Here is a 12,156-nt window from a genome sequence, read left to right on the forward strand (position 1 = left end):
GGCCGGCGCGTCAGTCGGTGGCGTCCCGAAAACGCCGTCGGCGAACGCGGACCACCAACCCCGCCCAGGCCACCAGGCCCGCGGTGACCGCCCCGGCACCCGCCAGCAGCGTTCCGCGGCGCACGGCGGCCTCGGTGGCCTCAGTGGAGGGCATCCGGGCCGGTACGAGTGACGGCTCCGCCACCGTTTCGCGGCCGGTCGCCGAACTGCTCAGAGCCGCGTAGACGTCCACCCTGGGCACATCGGCGGGGTATGCGGTCCTGGTGAGCCGCTCTGCAGTCCCGGCCGCGGACAGACTTGGATACCGGTCGCGCACCAGTGCCGCCGTACCGGCCACGAAGGCCGCCGCGAGGGAGGAACCGCTGCCGATGAAGTGCCCCTCGCCGCGCGGGCCCACGCCGATCACACCGCTGCCGGGCGCGGCCAGGTCGGCCTTCCTCGGGATGGCCGTGCCGTCCGGCAGCGAGCCGTCGTCCGCCGTCCCCAGCACGGACAGCACCCCGCGCTGCGCAGCGGGCCAGTAGTCCTGGGCCGTTTCGGCCCGTGTCCCGGACTCCATCTGCGGCGCCGCGGCCGCCACGACCAGGGCGTCCCGGTCGATGGCATGCTCCACCGCCCTGGTCAGCTCGGACGAGCCACGGGCCAGCGCCGGGCCCACGAGGATCACCTCGGCGCCGGCGTCGGCGGCGGCCCGTATCCCCGCCGCCAGCGTGGCGGCGCTCGCCACGCCCCGTTCGCCGGTGCCGCGCACGGCGAGGATCCGGGCCTCGGGCGCCACTCCGCTGAAGCGGGTCCCCGGCTTCGGCGCCGCGGCGACGAGGCCGGCCAGGAAGGATCCGTGGCCGACGCAGTCGCCACTGCCGGTGACTGTCGTGATCCGGCCGTCCAGCCGGGCGGTTCCCGCGGCGACGCCGGTGTCCACGACCGCCACCTTCACCCCGCCGCCCCGGCTGAACCGCCAGGACTGCTGGAGCGCCAGCGTCCGCTGGTAGCGCGGCTCGGCACGGACCGTCGTGGCGGAGGCCGCTGTGCAGGCGTCACCGTCGTCGAGCACGGCGGGCATGACGGGCAGCTTCACCGGATCGCCGCGCCGGGCCGTCTCCGCGGCGAAGGCCGCCGAGGGCAGCAGGAGCGGCGCCGCGGCCGCCATGGACAGGGCTGCCGTCAGGAACCGTCCGCCCCGGATGCGGGGCCGCCGCTGTGCCGGGGCCGGCGCCGGGGAGCAGGCAGGGACCGGCGCCGGGGCGGAGACGGGCGCGGAGGCCGAAGCAGGAGCGGCGGCGTCGGTCCGGGTGGGTTCGGGGGTGTTCACCGCGCCGTCGCCTCCGCGCCGGCCAGGTCCTCGGGGAGCAGGGTGCGCAGTTCTTCGAGGGACGGCGCCGACATGGCGCTGAGTCGCCCCGCCTGTCGCGTGATCATGCCTTCCAGGACCCGGCGCGCGAGGCGCCCGTTGCCGAACGTACGGTCCCTGGGCAGGGAGTCGAAGTACGCCCGCAGCACCGACGCCGTGCCGGGCGCGCAGTCGTAGCTGGCCGCCGTGGCGTGCTGGCGCACGATGGTGACCAGTTCGTCGGACGAGTAGTTGCCGAACTCGACGCGTCGCGAGAATCGCGACGCCAGGCCGGGGTTGGAGGCCAGGAAGTCGTCCATCTCCTCGGTGTATCCGGCGACGATCACAACGACCTCGTCGCGGTGGTCCTCCATCAGCTTCAGCAGCGTGTCCACCGCCTCACGGCCGAAGTCCGCCCCGGATACACCGACCGGGGTGAGGGTGTACGCCTCGTCGATGAACAGCACGCCGCCCCGGGCCCGTTCGAAGACCTCGCGGGTGAGCTGTGCAGTGTGCCCGATATAGCGGCCGACCAGGTCGGCCCGGGCGACCTCGACGAGCTGGCCGCGGGGCAGCACGCCGAGCGAGACCAGGAGTTCCGCGTAGAGGCGCGCCACGGTCGTCTTGCCGGTGCCCGGAGGGCCGGTGAAGACCAGGTGGTTGCTGATGCGGGGCGCCGGCAGTCCGGCGGCCTCCCGGCGCCGCGCCGTCCCCAGCAGGTTGACCAGGTCGGTGACGTCCCGCTTCACGGTGGCGAGGCCGATCATCTCGTTCAGCCGCTCCAGCGGGGTGCCGGTCTCCGTACCGCCGGTGCCGGCGACCTCGGCGGCCTCCCGCTCTCCGACGTCCACCGGCAGCAGTGTGGTCAGGTCTCCGGGCTCGGGATTGGGCATGGTGGACAGCCGGTAGGCCTGGCGGTCGACCATCTCCTCGAACACCTGGCGCGCGGCACGGCCGTTGCCGAAGCCGGCGTCGCGGGGCATCCGCTCGAACAGCAGCGCAAGCGCCTCACGTGTGCCTTCGCCCAGCTCGTACTGGTGCGAGGCGCACATGCTCTCCATGATCGAGACGAGTTCGGGCACGGTGTAGTTCTCGAACTCGATCGTGCGCGAGAAGCGGGACTGCAGGCCGGGGTTGGAGGCGAGGAACTCCTCCATGCGTTCGGAGTAGCCCGCCACCACGACGACGACTTCCTCGCGGTGGTCCTCCATCAGCTTCAGCAGTGTGTCCACCGCCTCGCGGCCGAAGTCCGCACCGGAGCGGCCGCTGTCCGACAGCAGAGTGTAGGCCTCGTCGATGAACAGCACGCCGCCGAGGGCGCGCTGAAACGCCTCGGTGGTCTTGATGGCGGTGCCGCCGATCACCTGGGCAACCAGGTCGGCCCGGGAGACCTCGACGAGATGCCCGCTGGGCAGCGCGCCGAGACCGGCCAGGACCGATCCGTACAGCCGGGCCACGGTGGTCTTGCCGGTACCGGGCGGACCCGCGAAGACCAGGTGGCGGGCCATCGGCGGGGCCGGCATGCCGAGTTCGGCGCGGCGGCGCGCGAGCTGGGCCAGGCTCACCAGGGTGCGCACCTGGTGCTTGACGTTCTCCAAACCGATGAGCCGGTCGAGCTCGGCCAGCGGGCCGGAGCCCCGGGCGAGCTGATCGGGGTCCAGGTGATCGAGTGCCCCGTCGCCGTACGCGTCCGGGGCTCCGTTGTCGGCCGACGTCAGGTCCTCCACGGACAGCCGATCGCCGGGCCGTGTCTGCACCACGCCACCGCCCTGGTTCTCCCGGGCCGAGCAGCCGGCCAGAAGGACGGGCTCGCTGCTCTCGATCCGGAAGCCGTCGCCGTCGCAGGCGCCCGCCTCACAGGAGTTGAGCGAGGCGCGGGCCCGCTCGGCGACCAGGAGGCCGTGCTCGGCCGCCCCATGCACCCGCAGCCGGTTCGCGGTCAGTTCGCCGCCCGCTTCGACCTGCACGCCGACGCCCTTCGCCCTGACGACCAGGCAGTCCCGCACCGTGAGCGCTCCGCCGGATCCGATGACGAGTCCGGATGCCTGCGGCTCTTCGATCCTGCCGCCTCCGACGTAGAGGTCGCCCCCGTCGCCGACGTACACGGCGGTCTCCCCGGTCCTCTCCAGGTGGCAGTCCTCCAGCCGCCCGCGCCCCGAGTCCGACACGTCCACACCGCGGCCGCCGGTCCCGCGGAGCCTTGCGCGCCGTAGCAGCGGGTTGGCGGCACCGCGCACGGAGACGGCCGTGCCTCGGATGTCCTGCATCTCCAGCCGGTCGAGTTCAGGGGCGGCCCCGTCGGTGAATTCGGCGCCGGACGCGCTGTCGCGCACGGACAGGCCGATGAGGACCGGCGTGGCCGCGCCGTTCACCTGGAGGGCAGCGACGTCGGCAGACTCCAGCCAGCAGTCCTCGAAGGTGCCCCGGGACCGGTCCGTGACCAAGAACCCCGGGCCCTTGGTGCGTGCCGCGCGGCAGCGCCTCAGAACCGGATCGGTGCCGTTGGTCAGGACGAACCCGGCGGCAGTGGTCGCCGTGACGCGTACCTCCTCCAACTCGTTGCGCGCCGCGCTCGACACCTGCACACCGGTGCTGGTGTCGTGCACCACGGTGCGCAGCACCCGGGTCGTGCTGTTCTCCTCCAGCGCGACGGCCGGCTTGTCGGTGGACGAGATGTCGCAGTCCTCCACGGAGCCCTGGGCCGAACCGCTCGCGAGCACGCCGTTGCCCCGGGCGTCCCTGATGGTGCACCCGCGTACGGCGGCGCGGCTCTCGTCGGTCAGGACGATCCCGCTGGTGCCCAGGTGCTCGATCACGGAGGACTCGATGGAGGACTCCTGGCCGGAGGTGTCCACAATGCCCGCTCCGCGCGGGTTGCTCACCCGGCAGTTCCGCATGGCCAGCGCGCCACCGTCGCGGGCCAGCACGGCCGTCCAGGCGGAGCCGGTGATCTCGCAGCCGTCCATGGCCAGTTGGCCGCGCAGCGCGGCGACCACGGGGACGTTCTCGTCCCGTCCGCGCAGCACGAGGTCCGTCATCATCATGGCATCGGCCTTCAGGACCACCGCGCTGCCCTCGGGAGGGCAGATGTGGACGGTTCCGTGGGCCTGCTCGGCGGCTATAGTCACGCGCGTCGTGATCACCAGATTCTCGGGGTACTGCCCCGGTGCGACGCTGACCACGGCCCCACTGCGGGCACGGCTCAGCGCTTCACCGAGCGTGCTGTAGGCGCCGGACCTCGACGGGTCGACGTGGAGTACCTGGCGTGACACGAGCGGAAACCTCCTGATCGTGGCACCGCATGGCTCCACTTGGCCCGGAGCCGGTGCCGACTCTGACGGGGCCATCATGCATGCACCGGTCAGGCAGTTGTAACCGCGTCGATCGGCACCGGCGACCGCCCTCACTGCTGTCCACCTACGGCGGCAGCCGGTCGAACGTGCTGTTCGCGGGGCCCGTCGCCCCCAGGATCCCGGTGCGTGCTCCCGCACGACACGGCGGCCGGGTCCCAAGGGCAGTTCGAAGGGGTACAAACGGGCAGCCGCATGGTCCGCGGGACGCCACGGCGCGATCATGCCTTGCGACCGGACGTCGCTCGCGGGTGACGAACCCCGGAGCACGAAGACCGGCCGCTGGATCTTTCGGTGTCGAGGCACCCGTTCGCCTGCCCCATCAGGAGACTCATCATGGCTTCTCGACCGAAGCACGGCCGAGCCATGAGGCGGCTCGTCCCCCTGTCGGTGGCGTTCTCCCTGCTGGCCGGCTGTGGTGGCGCCGAGCGGCGAGCGGCGAGCTGCCCACAAAACTGCTGCCCCAGCCCTACCGGGAGTCCGGGGTGATCGTGGTCGGGAGCGACCTCGTCTATCCGCCCATGGAGTTCAGGGGGGGCCGACGGCTCGGCGGTGGAGTTCGAGCCGGACCTTGCGGCCGCCCTCGGCAGAAAGCTCGGAGTCCGGTTCCGGTTTGAGCACGCATCATTCGACCAGTTGCTCCCCGGCCTCAAGGCGAAGAAGTTCGACGTCGTGGTGGCGGGGATGACCGACACCAAGAAGCGCCAGCTCGGCAACTCGGGCGCCTTCTCCGCGCGCAACCAGGTCGCTTTCCTCGACTACTTCACCTCGGGAAGCTCCCTCGTGGTGCGCGAGGGAAACCCTCGCCGGATCGACGAGCCTGGCGATCTGTGCGGACGGACCGTGGCCGTGCAGCGCGCCACCACCCAGGTGGACTTCATGGCCCAACAGGTGACCAACTGCCTGACGAGGGGAGAGAAGGCCCCCACGGTCGTGGAAGGGGACACCAACGGGGAGACGCTTGACCTGGTCGGTGCGGGGACCGCCGACGTGCAGATCACGGACACCCCCGCCGCCCTCTACTCCGTGAGGTGCGTCGACAGCGACAGGCGCTACGAGGCTGAAGGGCCGTCAGCGCCGGCACTCTGACCGCGGGCTGACCCTCTGCCGGCCACTTCCCGGTCACCGCATCCCAGGACCCGCTACGTCTGCTACGTAGTACCGGTGAGACTGCCCGACGACCATGACCCGGCGATCTGAGTCATTTCGCGTATGGACCGATTGCCTGCCGTGAGGGAAGCTCGGTTCGGCAATTCGGAAAATCTGCCTGCCCAGAAACGCACCTTTGGCCGACCCGTCGCAGAAGTGTCCCATGGAACCGACCATCCCATCCCGCCCCGCTTTGCGAGATCCCGGCGGCCGCGCACGAACCGCTGATCCCGCTCAGGGGGGCTCAGGTCCCGAGCGGCCGCCCACGGTTGCCGTCCTGGCCGGAGATCCGCTCACCCGTGAGGGTGTCACGGAATACCTTCGCTCCCGACCGCAGGTCGATGTACTCGATGTCGCGGACCGGGCCAAGGCCGATGTGGTACTGATCCTGGCGAACGACGTGACGTCCGCGACGTTGGCCGGACTCAGGCGGGCCGCGCTGGAGACGACAAACCCTGACATGCGGATTGTCCTCGTGGCCAACAGCATCAGCGAAACCCAGCTGACCGGCGCGATCGGTCACCGGCTGGTGAGCTTCCTCCCCCGTCGCCAGACGGAAATGCAGCACCTCCTCTCCGTCATCATGAGCAGCCGGGCCGGCCACGCCCACCTTCCGGCAGCACTGGTCCGCAAGCTGGTGGAGGGGCTGCGCGTCCTGCAGTCCGCCGAGTCCTCCGAGTTCGCCCTGACGGAGCGCGAGATCGACATCGTCAGGCTGCTCTCCGAAGGCTGGACGACGGAGCAGATAGCGGAGAAACTCAGCTACTCGGAGCGCACCATCAAGAACGCCATCCACGGCCTGCTCATCCGTCTCGGGCTCCGCAACCGCGCCCACGCTGTCGGCTACGGAGCCCGTCTCGGGATCCTGTGACGGGGCCTGCGCCCTACGAGCCGTGCTCCCCGATGGCCCTGAGCGCGTCGCGCAGCGCTGCCCGGGACGTGATGCCCAGCTTGGGGAAGATGTTGTACAAGTGCGTGCTCACGGTCCGCTGAGACACGAAGAGTTCGGCTGCGATCTGCTTGTTGCTCTTGCCGGTGGCGGCCAGCTTCGCGATCTGGAGCTCTCGGGGCGTGAGCGCGGCCTCGTCCGCTTCGGGCCGCGCATCGACAACGAGCCCGGTATTCCGGCATGCCTCGCGGGCTCGCTTCGCCCACGGCTCGGCTCCCAGCCGCTCCAACGTGCCCATGGCGCACCCGAGCTGTTCGCGTGCCGCAGCGTTGTGCCCCTGGTCGAGCAGCCACTGACCATAGGCGAGGCGGATGCGTGCGCTCTCGAACGCATGGCGGTCGGCGTCCGGCAGGGTGAGTGCCTCTTCGAACAGCTTCTGCGCCTCCTCGTCCGTGGCGGCGACCGCGGCAGCTCCTGCGACCAGGAGGGCGGTCCTGGGCGAGAGGGCACCGATGTCACCTTGCACGGCCGCGGCCACATGAGCGCGGGCCTCCTGGATCCTGCCGGTCATGACGGCCGCTTCGACCAGGTCCAGCACCGACCACAGCGCCCAGGGCACGTAAGCCGGGAACTGCCCTGGCGGGCTGATGCGAGCACAGTGCCGGTAGGCCGTCTCATAGTCGCCGTCTGCCAGTGCGAGCAGAGCACGGGACTGGCGCAGCATCATCTGCCCGGACTGAACGCCCCGGGGCACGGACACCGCCACGATGTCGTCGGTCAGGGCCTCAACCGCCTCCGAGTGCCCGCGCCCGGCCTCGATGAGGGCCAACTGGTGCCGCATCCGGCAGCCGAGCAGCGCGTAGTCGAACTCGTCTGTCACCTTCAGGCCCTCTCGGAGCAAGCCCTCCGCCTCTTGCCAGCGACCGGTGTGGTAGGCCTCCAGGGCGAGCAGCAGGGTCGCGGATGCCCAGCTGGCGAACGCCCCACCGGAGCGCGCCTGTTCCGCGGCACGCGCTGCCTGCTCGCGGTAGCGGCTGAGGTCGTCGCAGAACAAGGCGGCGCAGGCCAGCTGTGTGATGCGCCGCGGGTCTGTCGCCTCGGTGAGGCCGTCGAATGCCAACCGGAGCCGCCGTCCCACGGTGTGGCCGCGACGAACGGGGTCGGCCAGGGCGTCGAAGCTCAGCTTCGTGAACTCCGAGGCACGCGATATCCGGTCGGCGATCTCCTCCCACAGCTCCCGGCTCCCACCGTAGAACGAGGCCTTGATCAGCAGGTAGAAGAGCTCGTCCGTCAGCTCCTGGGCGAGAGCGCCGGGTACCTCCGCGGCACCGCGGCCGGTGACATCGTCAAGGGCGCGCAGCAGCAGCCGGTGGGCCGAGCGCACGTCGCCGTCACGATGTATCAGCCGGAAGGCGGCGGCAGACGCGGCTCGGGCCGCGTCTTCGGGACTGGAGTAGTTGTAGTTGCCGCTGTCCAGCATCTCCGCGGCGGCGTCCAGCTGGCCGGCGTGGCTGGCCGCGAGCGCGGCCATGGTGAGCCGACGGGATCGGTCCTCGTCCTTGGGGCTGCGACCGGAGGCATGGCGCAGTGCGATGACGGCCACAGTCGCCGCGCCGCGCTGCGCGGCCCGGTGGGCGGCGCTCTCGAGCATCTGGGCCGCGTCCTCGTCGGGTCCCAGGCAACCGGCGATGAGGTGCCCGATCTGACGCTCCGGCTCATGGTCGAGAGCGGCACCCAGAGCGCGGTGTGCGAAGCGGCGCCGGTCGGGCGTTGCCAACTGCACGATGGCCGACCGCACCAGCGGGTGCCGGAAGGTCAACCGGTCATTCGCCGCATCCGTTCTCACCAGCGCGGCCCGCTCGGCCGGGACCACTGCGCGGTCCGCGGCGGGGCATCCCCCGGGCATTGCCGACCAGATCGCACGAATGCTCCCTGTCGTCTCCAAGGCGGCCAGCAGCAGCAGGTCCCGGGTGGCCTCCGGCAGGCTCCGGACCCGGCCGATGTAAAGCGATTCCAGCTGGTCACTCAGCGACAGCAAACTCGGCAGCTGCGCCTGGCCCGCCAGCTGCTCCTGGCTGAGCAGTGTCGGCAGCTCCAGCAGCGCCAGTGGATTGCCGGCCGCCTCGTCGAGCAACCGCTGCCGCACGGTCTCAGCCAGCCCAGGAAAGCGACTGTCCAGAAGCTCGGCCGCGGACGGGTGCTGGAGGGGCTCGACGCGGTAGGGCAGCAGGGGACTCATGTCGATGGACGTTTTCCACTCCGTCCGCACCGCGCCGAGGAAGCCGCTCTGCTTCGGCGCCAGGCGCCGGACGGCGAATGCGATGATCCGTGCGCTGGCCCGATCGATCCACTGGACGTCGTCGACGACCAGTAGCACAGGACGGTCCGAGGCCAGGGAGTGGAGCAGCGTCAGGACGGCCGAGGAGAGAACGAATCGCTCCGGTACGGCTTCCTGGGAGAGCCCGAGGGCGGACTCCAGGACCGCCTGCTGCCCGTCCGGCAGCCGGCGGAACTCATCTGCCAGGCCGTACAGCAGCTGGTGCAGTCCTGACAACGGAAGAGTGACTTCCGACTCCACGCCGGTGGCCCGCAGCACCTGAAACCCGTCGGCCCGCGCGCGGATCGCCGCCGCGTCCAGCAAGGCCGTCTTGCCCACTCCTGCGGCGCCATGGAGCAGCACCGATGGCGCCCGGCCGCCCCGCACCTGTTCGATCAACCTGTCCAGCATCGCGAGCTCGTTGGTCCGGCCGACCAGATGAACGTGGCCGGACTCCGTCCGTGCCGGCTCGTCCCCTCCCGACAGTGGCTGCCCGGGGCCCTGCGTGCTTGTCCGGTCCCGGCTCTGTCCGTTCAGCGTCATCGGCACTCCGCCAAGAACATCTCAGCGGCTGTCGACGCGACTGCTCGAAGGGGTGTCGATACAACTACTTGAATCACAAACTGCCTTTCGGGAATTTGTTGTTCCAACCCGTCCGGGAAAGCGACAGGTTCACTCGCTGGAGCGGGGCGACGGGAGCGTCGATCTCTCCCGACGTGACGGCATCGCAGGGTTACCAGTCCGCCTCCGTGGCCGACTGCTCCTGTGTCCGCCGGAGGGCGACACCCAGCACGACGAGCAAGGCCTCCCGGACCGACAGCCTGTCGCGGGCGTCGAACGACACGACGGGAACGCTTTCGTCGATAGCCAGCGCCCAGTGGACGGACTCGAGGTCGTGCGCGACTACGCCGTCGAAGCGGTTGACCCCCACCGCGAAGGGAAGCTGCAGCTTTTCAAAGTAGTCGATCGCGGGGTAGCAGTCGGACAGCCGCCGGCTGTCCACGATGACCAAGGCACCCAGCGCGCCCTGGATCACTTCGTGCCACATGAATCCGAAGCGGTCCTGGCCTGGAGTGCCGACCAAGTACAGGGCGAGGTCGTCGTCGATCGTGATCCTGCCGAAGTCCATGGCGACCGTCGTGGCGGTCTTCACCGGCACATGGCTGAAGTCGTCGACTCCCTCAGCCTGGCCTGCACCGTGCGGAGCTGGTCACCCGTGGAGAAAAGCGTCTGGACCAGCATGACGCCGAAGGGGACGACGAGGAACGCCGCCAGTGCGACGACACCCACCAGGCGCCAGGGTCCGGACCGGGGTGCAGTTGGGACGCGCTTCATGGTTGACACCCATTTTTCTGGGGGAACGCAGATTGGTCACGGTCTGGGGGCGGGCACTCCCGGTCACGTGAGAACCAGGGGAAGTCGTGACACGGACGGACTCGGGACGGTCGGCGCATTCCTCTGCGGCGACCTCAGCTGCCCGTAGGCGCGGGGCGCCTGCGTTCCGGACGCCTCCGGCCCTGAAGGTTGTAGGCCATTTCGCCGTGCAGCGCCAGGTCCATGCCCTGCAACTCCTCGCCGGGGACACCCGGAGGCCGACGATCCGGTCGATGAGCTTGGCGATGAGGTAGGTGGCCACGAAGCTGTACGCGGCGGCGACGACACCGGCCAGGGCTTGAAGTGACAACAGCCGGTAGCCCCCGCCGTGGAACAGGCCTGTCCCACCGAGCGGGTTGACCGCTTCCGAGGCGAACAGGCCCACGGCGAGCGAACCGATGAACCCGCCGATGAGGTGGACCCCGACGACGTCCAGGGAGGCGTCGAGCCTGAGCCATTCCTTGGCCGATACGGCGAACGAGCAGCACACACCGGCAAGCACGCCGACCACTATCGCCTCGCTGGTCGTGATGTAGCCCGCGCCGGGCGTCACCGACACCAGCCCCGCCACAGCACCGGAGGCGGCGCCCCGGGTCGTGGTTTTGCCATACCGGAGACGCTCGACGCTGATCCAGGAGAGCAGCCCCACCGCGCAGGCGGTGTTGGTGTTGATGAAGGCCTGGGCGGCAAGGCCGTTCGCCGCCAGAGCCGAGCCGGAGTTGAATCCGAACCAGCCGAACCAGAGCAGCGCCGCGCCCAGCAGCACCAGCGGGAGGTTGTGCGGCGGCATGGGCTCCTCCGGCCAGCCCTGGCGTCGGCCCATGACAACGGCGAGGGCCAGTCCGGCCGCCCCGGCGCTGACGTGGACGACCAGGCCGCCGGCGAAGTCCAGGGCTCCGAGTCGGCTGACCCAGCCCAGGGGGGAGAAGACCCAGTGCGCGACCGGTGCGTACACCAGGATCGACCAGCAGACCACGAAGGGGACGAACGCCGCGAGGCGCCACCTGTCGGCGGCCGCTCCCGTGATGAGGGCGGGCGTGACCGCCGCGAACATCATCTGGAACAGCGCGAACACGATCGGCAGCACGACGAGGGCGTGCTCGTCCGTGAATCCGGGGACGACTTCGTCCAGATTACTCAGCCCTGCGAAGTGCAGATCTCCGACGAAGGCATTCCCCTCGCCAAAGGCGAGTGAGAAAGTGACCAGCACCCAGAGGACACTCGCCAGCGCCATCACGACGAAATTCTGCATCAGCATGCTGAGCACGTTCATCGCCCGGACCATTCCGCTGTAGAAGAATGCAATACCCGGCACCATAATGAGGACCAGCGCCGCGCTAGCCAGCACCCAGGCCATGGCCGCGGGGTCCATGGATTCCGGGTTGTATTTCACACTGTCTCCTGATGCAGGTATGGCAAACGCATGCTGGACGGCGCGGCGGAAATCGAGAACAAATTGAATCCTGTATTGACAGAGAATGGGTGCGGACGGCCATGTTGATGCCCCCTTGATCACCGAGCGCCATTCTCCCGCGCGCTCGACGATTGTCTATACGTCACTCGACGTAGTGCGTAAGCAGACCTCCGCCGCGCACAGCTACTTACATACGCGATTTCAGCCACTCTACATGGCCGGCTCGTGAGCAGAGCCCGGCAGCAAGGCAAACGATGACGTGCTGTTGGACACAGTGCCCGGTCGGTCATAGGCTCTCCAGCAGGAGCGCGGCCCGGTGGCCGGGCTCCTGCG

6 protein-coding genes and 1 pseudogene are annotated in these 12,156 nt (G+C 69.9%); 2 read left to right on the top strand and 5 right to left on the bottom strand.

What is annotated here, in order from left to right; all coding sequences use genetic code 11:
- Positions 1-10: 10 nt before the first annotated feature.
- A complete protein-coding gene (locus tag ACKTSN_RS09095; RefSeq protein ID WP_409468609.1) occupies positions 11-1,312 on the bottom strand; it encodes a S8 family serine peptidase in 1,302 nt (433 codons plus the stop codon).
- The gene (locus tag ACKTSN_RS09100) at positions 1,309-4,602 is read right to left on the bottom strand and encodes a right-handed parallel beta-helix repeat-containing protein (RefSeq protein ID WP_409468610.1); all 3,294 of its coding nucleotides are present in this window, start codon (positions 4,600-4,602) and stop codon (positions 1,309-1,311) included. The genes ACKTSN_RS09095 and ACKTSN_RS09100 overlap by 4 nt, the downstream gene beginning before the upstream one ends.
- A 591-nt stretch (positions 4,603-5,193) precedes the next feature.
- Between ACKTSN_RS09100 and ACKTSN_RS09105 the strand changes: the two genes are divergently transcribed.
- Both ACKTSN_RS09105 and ACKTSN_RS09110 read left to right on the top strand, forming a co-directional pair.
- A complete protein-coding gene (locus ACKTSN_RS09105; protein WP_409474782.1) occupies positions 5,194-5,769 on the top strand; it encodes a transporter substrate-binding domain-containing protein in 576 nt (191 codons plus the stop codon).
- Between the two features lie 223 nt (positions 5,770-5,992).
- Positions 5,993-6,700, top strand: a complete 708-nt coding sequence (locus ACKTSN_RS09110) for a LuxR C-terminal-related transcriptional regulator (protein ID WP_409468611.1) — start codon at positions 5,993-5,995, stop codon at positions 6,698-6,700.
- Between the two features lie 13 nt (positions 6,701-6,713).
- On the opposite strand, the gene ACKTSN_RS09115 is transcribed toward ACKTSN_RS09110, so the two are convergent.
- The 3 genes and pseudogenes from ACKTSN_RS09115 to ACKTSN_RS09125 all read right to left on the bottom strand — a co-directional run bounded on the left by ACKTSN_RS09115 (position 6,714) and on the right by ACKTSN_RS09125 (position 11,925).
- Complete coding sequence (locus ACKTSN_RS09115; RefSeq protein WP_409468612.1) at positions 6,714-9,578, bottom strand: helix-turn-helix transcriptional regulator; 2,865 nt, start codon at positions 9,576-9,578, stop codon at positions 6,714-6,716.
- A 190-nt stretch (positions 9,579-9,768) separates the two neighbouring features.
- Positions 9,769-10,221 (bottom strand): annotated as a pseudogene (locus ACKTSN_RS09120) (GTP-binding protein); the annotation flags it as partial.
- 24 nt (positions 10,222-10,245) lie between these two features.
- Entirely contained in the window at positions 10,246-11,925 is a 1,680-nt protein-coding gene (locus tag ACKTSN_RS09125) for an ammonium transporter (protein ID WP_409468613.1), read from the bottom strand.
- Positions 11,926-12,156 lie beyond the last annotated feature (231 nt).

This window comes from Streptomyces flavusporus, from assembly GCF_046267975.1.
GTDB classification, from domain to species: Bacteria; Actinomycetota; Actinomycetes; order Streptomycetales; family Streptomycetaceae; genus Streptomyces; species Streptomyces flavusporus.

Bases quoted from the DNA above. Each gene is read 5' to 3' on its own strand.
- ACKTSN_RS09115 (WP_409468612.1), bottom strand. From the start codon at position 9,578: ATGACGCTGAACGGACAGAGCCGGGACCGGACAAGCACGCAGGGCCCC.
- ACKTSN_RS09110 (WP_409468611.1), top strand. From the start codon at position 5,993: ATGGAACCGACCATCCCATCCCGCCCCGCTTTGCGAGATCCCGGCGGC.